Source organism: Microbulbifer maximicatervae (SeqCode) (assembly GCF_052467825.1).
In genome coordinates this window covers 1,664,330-1,679,875 of the sequence record NZ_CP174327.1, presented here as the reverse complement: position 1 = coordinate 1,679,875, position 15,546 = coordinate 1,664,330, and the positions used below count along the sequence as shown (strand labels likewise).

The window sequence follows — 15,546 nt, the reverse complement described above, 5'->3', positions numbered from 1 at the left end:
GATCAAAATCCTTAACTATTTTGCACTATTTTCACTAGCGTCTTGCTTTCGCTCACTAACATTCACCGTAAGCCTAAACTCGCTTGCTTGATCACCAAATTGCGGTGTTGCTGTTACTCCAGTAAGGTTTGGAGATTCATACCAGTCCGATTGATCAAGATTACGCATGAAAGAGGAAACCCGATTATTAGATTCGGCAACGCCTGTTAGATTTAATCTATTTCCCTCTCGTTTCATATCACTAAGCCACACCCCTTCTGGGGTCGCCTGTACCAACTCATCAAAGTAACGCACTGAAAGAGGGCGATTACCCTGTAATTCTTGTATCACTCTCATGCGGTCAATCAGTTCTTGGCGGCGTTTCTTTAGCTCCTTAATTTCTCTTACCTGAACATTAAGAGCGTTAATTTTGGTCTGAAGAATCTGGTTTCGCTCTTTTTGATTAATGACCTGTTGATCTACCATTTTCATCCAAACAAAGGCTATGACAACCGCTGCAATAAATACCAGCAGAGCTACCTGCAAAAATTCCTTATGCTTTTGTGCACGGTATTCCTGACGCCAAGGTAGAAGGTTAATTTTCGCCATGTTAGTAGTCCCTCTCCCTCATAGCCAAACCTGTAGCGATCAATAAAGATGGCGCCTCACCCATCAACGCTTTCTGGTTAACTTTGGAAGAAACACTCATCGTTAAAAATGGATTAGCTACTAGAGTGGGCCTACTCAATTTTTCGCCAACTAACTCACCAATGCCTTCCATGGCAGCAACACCACCTCCCAGAAGGATATAATCCACATCGCTATATGAAGTTGAAGAGTAAAAGAATTGTAGAGAACGAGTTACTTGCTGGACAACAGCATCACGGAAGGGCTCCAACACCTCTGTAAAATAGTCATCAGGTAATCCACTACCACCTTGACGCTTTGCCAAAGCTGCCTCTTCTGCTGAGAGACCATAACGACGCTGAATTTCATCAGTAAGCTGTCGCCCGCCAAAAAGCTGCTCTCGGGTATACACTGTCTTGCCATCCACCAGCACAGATAGCGCACTCATTGTTGAGCCAATATCAACAACAGCGACTACTAGCTCTTCTTGCGGTGGAAGCTGCCCCTCTAAAAGAGTATAAGCGCGCTCTATGGCGTACGCTTCAACATCAACTACTCCGGGCTTCAATTCAGCTTCTCCAAGCGCTGAAATTCGTTGATCAATGTTCTCTGTACGGCAAGCAGCAAGTAATACCTCCATTTGGCCCTCGCCCTTTTCAGAAGGCCCCTGCACCTCAAAGTCTAGGCTGACCTCTTCCAGCGGGTAAGGGATATACTGGTCAGCTTCAGCAGCAATCTGAGACTCTAGATCATCATCAGTAAGGTCCGCCGGCATTTCGAGGGTCTTGGTGATCACCGCTGATCCAGACACAGCAACGGCAGCTTCGCGTAAGCGCGTCTTGGAGCGTCGTACAACTTTGCGAATAGCCTCGGCCGTCGCCCCCACATCATTGATATTCTTATCAACTACAGCATTGGGTGGGAGAGGTTCCACGGCGTAACTTTCGACACGATATTTGTCGCCGTTGCGACTTAGCTCCAGCAACTTGACCGCAGTAGAGCTAATATCGAGTCCCAACATGGCCTTGGGGCCTTTACTCAGAAAAGGGAAAATTCCCATTTTTTCTTATCTTTTCCGTGGGTTATGAGGGTTTGATGTTATAGCACTTTAAATTAACGCTTCAACCTGCATTTGCATAGGTAATAGCGCACAATATTCGTATAATTATTCACCTAATCACTTTGATGAAGTACACAGAAGCAGTTTCATGACCGTAAAAGCCCGCAATCGTCTGCTCGCACTGCTTTGGCTCGGCCTTGCCGGTGTAGCCGCTACAGCAATGGCGCTGGCCAGTATCTATCTCTACCTCAAACCGGGGTTGCCCTCGGTGGAGAGCCTCCGCGATATCCGCTTACAGACCCCTCTGAGGGTCTACTCACGGGATATGAAACTGATCGGTGAGTTCGGTGAAAAGCGGCGCAACCCTATCACGATCGAGCAAACGCCAGAACCCTTTATCAAAGCGATCCTCGCCGCTGAGGATGCAAGCTTTTACTCCCACAATGGTGTTTCCATCAAAGGTTTGATGCGGGCGGCCTCGCAGCTGATTAAGACCGGCTCTATCCAGTCTGGTGGTAGTACACTGACAATGCAGGTGGCGCGCAACTTCTTTCTCAGCCGGGAACAGCGTTTTGTGCGCAAGTTCAATGAAATTTTGCTATCGCTGCAAATCGAGCAGGAGCTGACCAAGGACGAGATCCTAGCCCTTTACATCAATAAGATCTTCCTGGGAAACCGTGCCTATGGTTTCCAGGCTGCAGCTCAGGTCTATTACGGCAAAGATATCAAGGATCTGAATCTGGCCCAGTGGGCTATGATGGCGGGACTCCCCAAAGCGCCATCAACCTTCAACCCTCTCGCCAACCCCTCCCGAGCCTTGGTGCGCCGCAACTGGATCCTGATGCGGATGCTCGATCTCGGCTATATCAACCAAGATCAATATAACCAATCTATTACTGCGCCAGTAACAGCCAGCTATCACAGCCGCGACCTCGACCTGGATGCACCCTATATTGCCGAGATGGCACGGAAGGAGGCAGTAGACCTCTTTGGCGACAACGCTTATACCGATGGCTACCAGGTCATAACAACGGTAGACAGTCGCCTGCAGGAGTCGGCTCGCAATGCGCTTCAGCACGGTCTGGAAACCTATGATGCGCGCCACGGCTATCGTGGCCCAGAGCAGCGTCTAGCACCGGAATTGCTGCAAGATAGCGACCAACTTATCGATTTACTCAACGAAATTCCGATTCTCGGTGGTCTGGAACCCGGCGTTGTCACTGCAGTAGAACCCAAGAAACTTCAAGTTCAACTGAGAGATCGGCGCGTAATTGAATTGCCTTGGAGCAATGGGCTTAGTTCTATCAGGCCCTATATTTCTGAGAGCGCCCGGGGAGCACGCCTTCAATCCGCTGAAAAAATGTTTGCTCCCGGGGATGTTATTCGGCTGCGCAAGGTCGTTAAGGAAAAGAAAGAGAGCAACTCCAGTAGCGAGATGATCGCCACCGCTGCAGATGAGCCTCTTCAAGCCGATCCATTTGCGGATCCCGAGGGCGGTGATATCGAGCCTGCCGAACCCCAGGTGACCGAGGAGTGGGTTCTAGCCCAGGTCCCCGAAGCTCAGGGCGCTCTGGTCTCTATTGAGCCGGAAGATGGGGCTATCCGCGCCCTTGTCGGTGGTTATGACTTCCGCCAGAGCCACTTCAATCGGGCCACTCAGGCAGCCCGGCAACCTGGCTCCAGTTTCAAGCCCTTTATTTACGCCTCCGCGATCGAGCGCGGATATACAGCGGCCAGCATTATCAATGATGCCCCGATTATCTTTGAGGAAACCAACCTACAAGATGTATGGCGGCCTGAAAATGACGGGGGGACCTTCCTCGGCCCAACTCGCCTGCGTATGGCTTTGTACAAGTCCCGCAATATGGTCTCAATCCGGTTGCTGCAATCCCTAGGACTGGACTACGCCCTAGGCTTTGTCGAAGGCTTTGGGTTTGAGCGCAGCAAGCTTGCCCGCAACCTGACCATCGCCCTGGGTAGCTCCGCTCTCACGCCCCTGGAGATGGTGCGAGGCTATGCCGCCTTCGCCAATGGTGGCTACCGAGTGGAGCCCTACCTGGTTGACCGGGTATTGGATGTTAATGGCGAAGTCCTGTATCAAGCACTGCCTCTCACGGTCTGCGATAACTGTCCCGAGCCGGGCACAGGCTCTGAAACCCTGTCCGCTGAACCCGTCGATCTCGCGGAATTACAGCTGGAAGGACAAGGGGTCGATCAAGGTGAAGAGCCAGCGGAACTACACGTACTGCCCGTTGGCCCCCTCGACCCGAGCAAGAGCCAAGCGCGTCCTCGCGCTCCGCGAGCCATGTCCGCAGAGACGGCATACATAATGGATTCGATGCTTAAAGATGTTATCAAAAAGGGTACTGGGCGCCGCGCTCTGGCGATGAAACGCGGTGATATTGCCGGAAAGACCGGTACCACCAATGGTCCACGGGATGCGTGGTTCTCAGGTTACAGCCCCTACCTGGCTACCAGTGCCTGGGTTGGCTTCGATTCCTATGGCGAACTGGGTAAAAATGAATACGGTGGCTCGGCCGCTCTACCTATCTGGATCGATTTTATGAGCAGTGCCCTCGAAGGTCTTCCCGAGCGCCACCTGGCTCAACCAGATGGCATAGTTACGGTACGCATCAACCCTCAAAATGGCTTGCGCACCTCTTACGGGGGCATGTTTGAGATATTCAGGACCAACCGGGTGCCCGGCCGCGAAGTGTATAACCCATATCGCAATCGCTACACCGATGAAGATATGGATATGCCCAGCCAGGATGGCCGGGAGGATTCTTTACCGGAAGAGCTGTTCTAAGCGAACAGCCCAATCAAAAAAGGGGCCTCAGGCCCCTTTTTTGGTGATACATTGCAAAACAACTCAGTCACTGCGATAGCGCAAGCAGGCCCTCTCTAATCCCTGCAGGTCGGGAATAACCGCCTCCTCACCAGAAAGCGCCACATGCATTAACTCTCCAGGGCTTAGCGGCTGCTCTCGCAGTGCCAACTCCTCAGGGGTAACCCGTACCAGGCGCGGAGTGCCGCGCAAGAGCAATGCAAAATACGGCAGCTCACCATCGGGATTTCCCGTACTCAGCACCGCAATACGCCCCTCTTCTGCAACTGCTCCCAAGGCACCACCACGCATCACTTCAAAAGATACCACCGGCAGGCGCTGTTCCCGCCAGATCAGATCTCCCAAATACCACTCGGGTACATCTTGAACTTCCATCGGCGTCTGCATTGCAACAACCTCTGAGAGGCTGTCCACCGGCACCAGCAGCTGCCCCTGCTCAAGGGGCAATAACAGGCTGCTCACTTCCTGGGGGACATCTACCGGCAGCGCTTCAACTTCACTCATTGCCTATCTCTATATTATTCCTGATATTTGCCGTCTCAGCTTCCGACAGCTTCGGCATCCGCGTACTCACGAATAGCCGCCAGCAGTACATCTTCCTGGTAAGGCTTACCCAGGTAGTGGTTAACTCCCAGGGACATAGCGTGATCGCGGTGCTTATTACCGGTACGCGAGGTGATCATTACGATAGGAATATCCCGCAGGCGGCTGCTGGAGCGAATATGGCGCGCAACTTCGAAGCCGTCCATACGCGGCATCTCAATATCCAGCAAGATCAGATCCGGGATCTTATCCTGCAGCTGGATAACAGCATCCTGACCATCCTTTGCAGTGCTAACCAGATAGCCCTCTCGCTCCAGGAAGCGTGTCGTTACCTTGCGCACTGTAACCGAGTCGTCCACAACCATAACGGTCTGCTGGCGCGCCTCCTGCTCGGACTGCACTTCAGACTCTTCCTGAATTTGAAGCTGTGGTACTTCCGGCCTTGCCAACTGGGTGGCCTGGCGACGCAGCAGGGCGTGAGCGTCGAGAATCACCACGACGCTACCATCACCAGTTACCGTTGCACCTGATACCCCTTGAACCCCGGAGAACTGCGGGCCGAGGCTTTTCACTACAATCTCGCGGCTGCCCTTAATGGCATCCACCTGTAATGCCATAGCGTGCCCTTCAGAGCGCACCAACAAAACGGGCAGTTGCATATCATCGACACTGAGCTTGGGTTGAGCACCAGACTTCAGCAGAGTACCGAAATAGCTAACCTGATAGAGTTCTCCGGCGTATTCGAAACGCGCATCATCTGAGCGATAGTAGTGCTCCAGCTCAAATGGGCTGAGGCGCACAATACCTTCGATAGTATTCAGCGGCAGTGCAAACAGGTCATCGCCAATTCGCACCATCAAAGCGCGGTTAACCGAAACTGTGAACGGCAGACGAACGACAAATTCTGTTCCTGCGCCTGCCTCTGAGTTGATATGGACGCTGCCACCGATCTGCTTCAGCTCGGCGGATACAACGTCCATGCCCACACCCCGGCCAGAGATCTGGGTAACTTTTTCTGCAGTGGTAAAACCGGCCTGCAGAATGAACTGAAGAATCTCATTATTCGAGAGCTCAGCATCCGGCCTCATCAGGCCATTTTCCACCGCCTTTTCACGCACCCGGATCAAATTGACACCGGCACCATCATCGCGGATGGTGAGGACAACTTCACTGCCCTCCCTTTTCAGCGCCACATCGATACGCCCACGCTCAGACTTGCCGGCAGCCAAACGCTCCTCTGGCATTTCAATGCCGTGGTCCACAGCGTTGCGCAGCATATGCTCCAGTGGCGCAACCATACGCTCCAACATGGACCGGTCCAGCTCGCCTTCAACGTTGGAGAATCCCAACTCGACCTGCTTGCCCAGCTCAGCACTTACTTGGCGCACGATGCGACGCAGGCGCGGTACCAGACGGGAGAAAGGTACCATGCGGCTGCGCATCAGACCTTCCTGCAATTCGGTATTTACTCGGGACTGCTGGAGCAACAGGGTCTCTGTATCCCGCGCCTTGTTATTCAGAGTGGAGCGCAGCTCCATCAAGTCAGATGTGGACTCCAGCAGGGAACGGGATAACTGCTGAATAGACGAGTAACGGTCCATTTCCAGCGGATCGAAGTCGCCGTCCTGTTCTGCCAACTGCTCCTGGCGGAACAGGATCTGAGCCTCGGTCTCGCGGTCCAGGCGGCGCAGCTGTTCGTTGAGACGCACCAGCGTCACATCCATCTCGTCTAGGGCGAGACCGAACTCACTCATCTGCTCTTCAAGACGACCACGGGAAATTGCAGTCTCACCGGCGAGGTTTACCAACTCCTCCAGAAGTTCAGCAGCGACACGCACCATCTCCTGGGGCTGGTTCCGGGTCGGTGCCGCTACCTCCTGCTCTGCATTACCGGCCTTGCGGATAAACGGCAAAACGTTATCGCTTTCCTGACCTACAGCGATCTCGGGCAGCTGCGTAGCAACTACATCAGCATCCGGCTGAGTACTCTCGGCCGCAATGACTTCATCACCTTGTTCCGCATCCGCTACGAGAACAGTTTCTTGAGGTTGTTCGTCTGAAACTTCAGATTCAATAACTGCTTCTGCAGCTGCCGAGTTAGCCGGCTTCTGATCCGCCCAATCGGTGCTGACCAGCTGTACAAAAGCATCAAGCTGTTCACCAGCCATCCACGCGCGAACTGTCTCTACTCCATCGGCGAGACGATCGTGGATACCATGGGCATTGGCGAAGAAATCTGCGGAGGGCCGATCGTTGTCGCGCATGCCTTCGATCACCGTTTCAAAACGGTGAGCTACTTCACCCAACCCCATTAGGCCAGCCATACGTGCACCACCTTTAAAGGTGTGCAATACACGCTTCAGGGCCTCACCTTGCTCGCGACCTTCCGGCTGCTCTTCCCAACTCTGGATCAGTTCCTCCAGCTCATCGGTAAGATCTCCCGCCTCCTCCATAAAGACATCGACAACATCCGGATCAATGTCTGCCAACAACTTCTGTAAATCGACTGATTGAGCGGAATCCTGTGGTGACACCTCGCTACCCGGTTGCTCGATAGTCAGGTCGCCAGCAGGTTCAACTTCAGGTGCAGAGAAGGGTTCTTCAAATTGAGAAACGTCCTCAACGGCGGCCTCAACTTCTATGGCCTGCAATTGAGGAATTTCCGAATCCTCAGCCTCGCCATCGAGAGATTCCCCATCGTGCGACACCTGTAATACAGGTGGCTCAATCCACTCATCAGGGGATGCTTCTGAAACCAAAAGCTCGGTTACTTCCGTGGGCTCCGGCGCCTGCTCTTCAGGCTCGGCAATAGCCAGTGCTTCGCTATCGATTCCCAGTTCATCGAGGTCGTAGTCATCTTCTGCTGATGAACTGGTTTCCTCACCCTGAGCCAGGTAGCGAAGCGCCTCTTCCACAGCTTCGCTGACTTCAGGGAGGTCTTGTGCTGCTGCTACTGCATCGATTAAATCGAGCAACTCGTTGTGTCCCTGCTCAAGAGAGGCCCATAGTGCGGGCTCCTGCTCAAGGTCACCAGCAAGGACTTTGCGATAAACATTCAGCAACAGCTCAGCGAGCTCGGCCAGGATCGGCAACTGCGCCCGGCTGGCCGCCTCCTGCAGAACATTGAGTTCGTCAGCGACCAATACAACACGACTTTTATCTGCCGGGTCGGCGCGCCACTCAGTCAGCATTTGGTCTGCATCAAGTAGCACCCGCATGCCATCAGCCATCAAGACTTCGAGAAGCTGGGGATCGACCGCGCGAGGTTCATTCGCCTCGCGCTCGCGAATCAAGTGGCCTACAGAGCGCTCCTGCAATTCAGCAACGCGAGCAAGGAACTGTTCCGATTTCTCTATTGCGAGAGGCTCTGAAGAGCGAATCTGTTCCAGCACTTCACGCACATAGGTGGCGCTATCATTGATCAGATCAAAAATATCTGCATCGATAGGCACCTGATAAATACGCAGCTCTTTAGCGAAGCGCTCCAGTGGCGCCATAATTTCGGCAACCACTTTGACTTCCGCCATATGTGCGGAGCCTTTAAGTGTGTGGAGTGCCCGGTGCATTGGATCGCTGGGAACACCATACAAAGGCGCGGCAGCCTGCATATCCTGCAAATACTCATCTACGACATTGAGGTGCGTCTCTGCCTCCTGGGCAAAAATTTCCCAGAGTTGAGCCAGGTCTTCTCCGGTGTCCTCAACAACGTCAACTGCCGCGACACCGCCTGCACTTTGGGCTTCCAGATCAGCGGGCATCTCTCCCGCACTCAGCTGCTCAGCCCAAGCTTGTAACTGCAGGGTAAGCTGCTGATCGGGGTCGCTCTGTCCGTGTTTAAACGCCTCAATCATTGAGGGGAACTTCTGATACACCTGCTCAATCAGGTATACATGGGCAGGCCCGGGTTTCACGCTGCCATCGATAACCCGGTTGAGCATATTCTCCACAGACCAGGCCAGTTCACCAATATCCAGGGCCTCGACCATACGGCCCGACCCCTTCAGGGTATGGAAGCCCCGACGAAACTCTACCAGGGCATCCTGATTGGCAAAATTGGCAGCCCACTCCGGGAAGTAACAACTGATATGCGCAAGAACTTCCCCGGCTTCTTCCAGGAAGATCTCGATAATTTCATCGTCAATCAGGCTCTCAGTGTCATCACCGAGTTCCTCCGTCGTATCCGCGACCTCTGCAACTGCAGCAACCGGCTCAACCTCAGCAGACTCTACCATCGGTGCAGCTTCAATGAAGTCAGCAATCTCAGCAGGCGCTTCCTCAGCTTCAGGAGCCTCTATCCCAGTTTCAACTTCAAGTACCGGAGCAGCTTCAACCTGAGGAGCCCCATCAGAGAACCAAGACTCCTCCGGAACAGACTCTCCATCGATTTCCAGCTCGGACTCCACAACAGAATCTGCTTCATCGACAGGCAGCTGCAAAGTTATGGCAGATGACTCTTCCGCATTTATTTCAGCTTGAGAGTCCAGAGATTCGTCAGAAACCGCAGTGGCTTCGTCATCGGGGATTAAATCGTAATCAATAAGATCTGGCAGTTCGGGTTCTGATATCGGGGGCGCTTCCAGACTGGCGTCGGCCTCACTCTCGTCGACGATCTTCAGCGAAACGCCCAAAGCCTCTACGCTATCTTCAGCCAGTGCCAAAAGCATTTCTGCATCAGCCAGACCTTCCGCACGACGCTCCAGGTAGTATTCAACACTGGTAATGGCATCTGCCAGAGTATCCAGCATTGTCCATTCGGGCTGTTCTCCAGCCTCAATCAGGGAGCTGCCAATATAGCGGTTGCAAGCGGAGATGATTTCACCCGCTCGCTGGTAACCCACCATTTCGAGACCACCACAGACTTCCTGTAAACGCTGTGGCACACGACTCAGGTAACTGATATCCCAATGGCTGGCCACATACTCCATGACCGCTTCTTTTACCGCTTCCAGACCGAGTCTGGCCTCGCGTAATACAGAGTCAGTGGCGTCGCCCATAATGGGCTGCTCATCGTCGACTTTTTTATTGCGATCGACGGTGGCGGCAAGCGCTGAATCAAGCTGAACCAATTCCCCGGCGGCACGCATCAGGTACTCTTCAACGTCAGTACCACGGGAAGCATCGCGAAGGTCTTCGTAGACACTGCGAGCGCGAACCCGCTGCGCCTCCAATCCCAAAATACCGAGTGTATCCGCGAGACGCTTGGCCACTGCGGCAGTGTCAGACAGCGAGGGTTGTTCTGTATCAGTTGTACTGGGCTCCAGTGCTTCACGCACCAACTGCAGTTCATCGCGCACTGCAGCAATTGCACTGCCTAAGGCTTCTGGCCCCATCGCCAATACGTCTTCAGTATCCGGGCGAGGTGTACCGGGAACTGCCTTATCTAGTGCGAAGCGCTGGTAGAGTTTCTCGCAGTGCGGCCCATTCGGACCGGCGAGGTAGACATAAAAAAGTAGGTTGCGCAGAAAGTCCTGATCCAGGCGCGCATCCAATACCTTTGCGCCACGCCCCTGCAACAGCCTGAATTCAATATCCACCTTGCGCAATAGATGGCGCAGTGCGGGCTGTACATTAATACGGTGCTCGCCGAGCGCCTCCAAAATACCGAACAGTACCTCCCACAGGGATTGGCGGCAGCTGCCACTGTAAAGCAGCTGCATTTTTTCAATAATCTTGGTGAGGTAAGCCAGGCTTTCGCCGCTGTTTACATCCCGGATCAGACCCGCAGCCGCTACGTGATACATCTTGCGCAGCTTGGTGACCAGGTCATTTAAGCGGGCGCTATCGGCGACGAGGGGCTGGCGCTTTCCAATCACCGTTGCCAATGAAGACAGTTCTGGCGAGAAAAGTGCTCCTTCACTGATCAATCGCTCGCGGCGCACTGCGCGCAAGTCATTCATCAGGGGAAGTAAGAGAACGGCATTGTCACGACGCTGAAAAGAAACCTTTTCGAGGTAAAGGGGCAACTCCAGCAATGCGCGCATCAAAAATTCGCGCGTCTCGTCGGTATTTTCAACCGCACCAGTGGCCAGGGCCTGGATAAGTTGCTCCATCTCTTCTGCTAACATCGCGGCACCACTGAGCTGTGCCATATGCAAGCTACCGTGCACCTGGTGCACCAGCGACAAGCTGTTTTGCAGAAGAGAGGCACCCGCATCGGGTTCTACAGCGAACGTCTCAAGAAATTGGCGCGCTTGCGCCAAAGTCTCGTTAATTTCACCGATCAGCCAATCCAAGGCCATAAAGTTCGGGTTGTCGTGACTCACGCCAAGTCCCCAATAATTTATTCAGTACTCAAGCGCTACAGTTTTCAGCGAGAAAAACCCGCGGATTTATCGGAAGCAATTCCGTGCGCCCCTTTTGCACCCGGCCAACTTTCACAATGGCCGGGTATTATTGTGTGGGTTAGGCCAGGGCCCGGTCTTCGCGGGACTCCAATGAATGAGTATCTTCACCTTCAATAGCGAAAGTATCTGTATCCATTTCCGGCAACTCCACGTCATACAGCTCGCTGTTGCTTTCAACACTTTCCTCTTGCGGAAGTTTGAAGCCGGCAACGGATTCGCGCAGTGCACTGGCGGTTTGCGCCAGGTTACCAATGGACTGGGCGGTAGCCTGGGTACCCGCAGAGGTCTGCGAGGTAATTTCCTGAATCACGTTCATCGTGTTGGAAATGTGGCCTGCAGACGAAGCCTGCTGACGTGCAGCGTTAGAAATGTTCTGAATCAACGATGCCAGGTTGTTGGATACATTCTCAATTTCTTCCAGTGCAACACCCGCATCCTGGGCCAGACGAGCTCCACGTACCACCTCACTGGTGGTTTGTTCCATGGAGATTACCGCCTCGTTGGTATCAGACTGAATCGCTTTTACCAGACCTTCAATCTGCTTGGTTGCAGCTGCAGAGCGCTCCGCAAGTCGCTGTACCTCATCCGCTACCACCGCGAAGCCTCGACCGGCATCACCGGCCATGCTCGCCTGGATCGCGGCATTCAATGCAAGAATGTTGGTCTGGTCGGCAATGTCGTTAATCAAACTTACGATATCGCCAATTTCCTGGGAGGATTCACCCAGGCGCTTAATTCGCTTGGAGGTATCCTGAATCTGCTCGCGGATGTTATCCATGCCTTTAATGGTGTTCTGTACCACCTTGGCGCCATTACTTGCGATATGTACCGAGCGCTCGGCTACCTGGGCAGATTCGGAGGCGTTGGCAGATACCTGGTCAATGGTGACCGCCATTTCGTTAACCGCGGCAGAAGCTCCGGCAATTTCCTGTGCCTGGTGCTCAGAGGCCTCGGCCAAGTGCAGTGCAGTCTGCTGGGTTTCCTGGGACAAGCCAGATACTTCCTGTGCAGCACCATTAATCCGCGATACCAGCACACGCAGCTGGTCAATAGTAAAGTTAATGGAGTCGGCAATCGCACCAGTAAAGGCTTCGGTTACCGTTGCAGAGGTGGTCAAGTCACCGTCGGCGAGGTCGGCCAGCTCGTCCAGCAACTGCATAATCGCGTGCTGGTTACGCTCGTTGGTATCTTCCTCTTTTTTCAGGTTTCGGCGGGTACCGGAGAATGCCATCGCCATCATACCGAAGATCAACAAAACGAAGACCAAAGCCAGTGCAGCAATGGTCAAGTTGTTGGGCTGGCGATCATCTGAAAGGTTTACGATTCGGTCATTCAGCGTACTCAATGCTTCGATCAGCTGGGGAGATGACGCGATAATGCCGTCAGAGGCCTGGCGGGTAGCAAACAGGGCTGGAGTTGCTTCGAAGATATCCCGTACGGAGGTGCTTACGAAGCCGAACAGCTCAGTAATTTCATCCAATGAGTGGCGAGCCTCTTCATCGGTAATACGGGAAATCCCCATCACCACATCGCCGCTCTTCATACCGTCAACCACCTTACCGAAAAGACTGGCGTCGGTATTAAACTGGTCAGCGGCGGCTTCGGCATCATCGCCACCTTGGAGCATTTTATCGATATTTCGACCAATACGCTCCGCACGCCATACCTGCAACTGGGCCTGCTCCACCTGATTTGCCGGGGCGTTGTTAGCCAGCAGAATTTCTACAATATTGTTGTGCTCCGCCTGTAATTCCGGAAGCGAGTCACTCAGCGTTGAAGCGATATCGTTAAGAAATACGATGGTTTCCTGGTTGCCGATAATCGTGTCGACCTGCTCGCGCAAGCTGCGCCAAACCTGATCGTAAGCAGACAGCTGAGCACCCAGGGCGCGGCGACTATTGTCATCCATTCGCTGAAGCTGGTTCCAGGCATTAGCCATTTCTTCGGTAACATTTTCCAGCTCGGTAAAGGCCTCACTATCGCCTGCGGTTGCCGCCGGCGCATAGGAAACTACCTGATAGGAAAGGGCCCGCAACTCGGCGACTTGCTGCAGGTACTCTTTATCCTGCTCGTCTCGAGTCTGTACCAAATAAATACTGACAATAAGCCCCGCCAGCGTGGCGAGTACCAGTAGACCTAATACCAGCGCGGCAGGATTACTGCGCAGCGCGGAAAAGGAACTCTGGGAGCCTGGTTTCATAATTTACTCCTAGCGGGCCATTGCATTAGGCCGGTTTAATACCACTTTAGTTTTAACGCTTTAATGACAAGACCCCTCAGTCAGTGCTGTACATCCCTGCACTAATTGCGGGCCATCCGGTCGACCACCCTCGGCTACCGGAAAGAAAGAACTGGATTAGTCAGCGTAAAGCTGCATCCATAAAACGCGCATCCTTGATCAGTGCCCGCATATCGAGAACGAGCCAACGATGCTGCTGTAAAACAAACTGGCCGTGCACCATTGGCGCAAATGGTTCACTCAAATCTGTCGGTGCCTCACGGGCATACTCAAACGCCAAGTGCTGCATCCCAAACAATTTATCCACGATAAGCCCCACGTAGGTCTTATCCCTCTCGAGCACCAAAACACGACGTTGCTGGCGCGGACCTGAGAGGTAGCCGCCATAAAAAGCTGCGAGATCAATAAGGGGAAGCAGGCGACCACGAACATTAGAGACGCCTTTTACCCAAGGCTGAGCGCCCGGAATAAAGGTGTGCTGTGGCACTTCGAGCAATTCCACAACGTCATCCATGGAGGCGACAAAGTGGTTATCCAGAAGAGAGAAACCGATACCGGTCCAGTAGGGTTTGATTTCCCGGCGGCCAGGCAGGCCAGTGGCCTGCGCTTTGGCGCGCCGTGCAATATCAACCAGAGCTAAATAAGGTGTTTGTGACTGCACTTTTCGCAGCTGGCTATTAGGCCAACACCTCCCCGATCGCATCCAGCAATTTGCTCTCATCGACAGGTTTGGTCAGGTAAGCCCTGGCTCCCTGGCGCATACCCCAGACACGGTCTGTATCCTGATCTTTGGTAGTTACCATAATGATCGGAATTTCACCGGTATTGCTGTCTTTGCTCAATTGGCGGGTGGCCTGGAAACCGTTGAGACCCGGCATCACAATATCCATCAGGATCAGATCGGGGCGTTCGGCGCGGGCTACTTCAACTCCGCTTTCACCGTTGGGAGCGGTGATTACTGCGTGGCCATTCTTTTCAAGAATGGTTGTCAGCTTATGTGTTTCTGTAGGAGAGTCATCAACTATTAGTACTCTTGCCATCATTTCCCCCATGACATCTTTTCGGCAACAACTACTGCGCTCGGCGGTTTTTGTTGTGATTATCCTCGCTAGCATGTGCCGAGATGCACTATGACTACCGATAGTGTGGGTACAAAAATCAACCGGTCTATAACAACCGGAAATCTGTACTCTAATTAAATTTTGGTACCGAGCTTGTGGGCACAATGCCCACAATGGAGTCCGTTATCTATATTTTTTTTCTGTAGGCCACTTTTATGCGGCATGGTGCGGCTTGGCATGAGCGGAAATAGCACCCAGCAACTCGCTTTTACTAAAAGGTTTGGTCAGATATTGATCGCAACCAACAACACGCCCTTTTGCCTTATCGAACAAACCGTCCTTACTCGACAACATTACAACAGGGGTGGAGCGGAATTCGCTGTTATTTTTTATTAACGCACATGTTTGATAGCCATCAAGGCGCGGCATCATAATATCGACAAAAATGACATCCGGACGGGAGTCCGCGATTTTTGCTAACGCATCAAAACCGTCTGTCGCGGTGACCACGGTACAGCCCGCCTTTTGCAGCAACGTCTCCGCAGTGCGGCGAATTGTCTTACTGTCGTCGATCACCATGACAGTCAGACTTTCCCAGTTAAGCTCCATAGTCTTTTTTGAATCCCCTGTTTACTTATTTTCGGGCACGCGAAAACTTTAGTTGCGCCCTTTTTTCAAACCGCTTGCGGGGTCCGGGCGCCTAGCCTGGCGAAGGTCGCACGCTGAGACGAACTTTTATCACAGAACCCCAGGCGAATCTAGCTGAGTCGACACACTGCAGGCGACGCAGTTCAAATTATCACCACTTATACATTCATTGGAGGTATTGCGTTAAGAAGGTTGCA

The 15,546-nt window shown here is 53.1% G+C and carries 9 protein-coding genes; 1 reads left to right on the top strand and 8 read right to left on the bottom strand.

The features are described from left to right. Positions 1 to 15: 15 nt before the first annotated feature. Positions 16 to 588: a PilN domain-containing protein gene (locus ACJJII_RS07550; RefSeq protein ID WP_444918803.1), complete on the bottom strand. Its 573-nt coding sequence runs from the start codon at positions 586 to 588 to the stop codon at positions 16 to 18. A gap of 1 nt (position 589) precedes the next feature. Then, positions 590 to 1,666, bottom strand: coding sequence for a pilus assembly protein PilM (locus ACJJII_RS07545; protein WP_444918801.1), 1,077 nt, complete (start codon positions 1,664 to 1,666; stop codon positions 590 to 592). A 148-nt stretch (positions 1,667 to 1,814) separates the two neighbouring features. On the opposite strand from ACJJII_RS07545, the gene ACJJII_RS07540 reads away from it, so the two are divergent. Next, positions 1,815 to 4,475: a penicillin-binding protein 1A gene (locus ACJJII_RS07540; protein ID WP_444918800.1), complete on the top strand. Its 2,661-nt coding sequence runs from the start codon at positions 1,815 to 1,817 to the stop codon at positions 4,473 to 4,475. A gap of 63 nt (positions 4,476 to 4,538) precedes the next feature. On the opposite strand, the gene ACJJII_RS07535 is transcribed toward ACJJII_RS07540, so the two are convergent. The 6 genes from ACJJII_RS07535 to pilG all read right to left on the bottom strand — a co-directional run bounded on the left by ACJJII_RS07535 (position 4,539) and on the right by pilG (position 15,310). Then, on the bottom strand, positions 4,539 to 5,018 hold the full coding sequence (locus ACJJII_RS07535) for a chemotaxis protein CheW (protein ID WP_444918799.1): 480 nt from the start codon (positions 5,016 to 5,018) through the stop codon (positions 4,539 to 4,541). Between the two features lie 35 nt (positions 5,019 to 5,053). Continuing rightward, positions 5,054 to 11,320 carry a hybrid sensor histidine kinase/response regulator gene (locus ACJJII_RS07530; RefSeq protein ID WP_444918798.1) on the bottom strand — a complete coding sequence of 2,089 codons (6,267 nt, stop codon included), beginning with the start codon at positions 11,318 to 11,320 and terminating at the stop codon, positions 5,054 to 5,056. A 139-nt stretch (positions 11,321 to 11,459) separates the two neighbouring features. Then, complete coding sequence (locus tag ACJJII_RS07525; RefSeq protein WP_444918797.1) at positions 11,460 to 13,601, bottom strand: methyl-accepting chemotaxis protein; 2,142 nt, start codon at positions 13,599 to 13,601, stop codon at positions 11,460 to 11,462. Positions 13,602 to 13,761: 160 nt separating this feature from the next. After that, entirely contained in the window at positions 13,762 to 14,301 is a 540-nt protein-coding gene (locus tag ACJJII_RS07520; protein ID WP_444892581.1) for a chemotaxis protein CheW, read from the bottom strand. 16 nt (positions 14,302 to 14,317) lie between these two features. Continuing rightward, positions 14,318 to 14,680, bottom strand: a complete 363-nt coding sequence (pilH, locus tag ACJJII_RS07515) for a twitching motility response regulator PilH (RefSeq protein WP_108731421.1) — start codon at positions 14,678 to 14,680, stop codon at positions 14,318 to 14,320. Between the two features lie 234 nt (positions 14,681 to 14,914). Further along, the gene (gene pilG / locus ACJJII_RS07510) at positions 14,915 to 15,310 is read right to left on the bottom strand and encodes a twitching motility response regulator PilG (RefSeq protein WP_020413651.1); all 396 of its coding nucleotides are present in this window, start codon (positions 15,308 to 15,310) and stop codon (positions 14,915 to 14,917) included. Positions 15,311 to 15,546 lie beyond the last annotated feature (236 nt).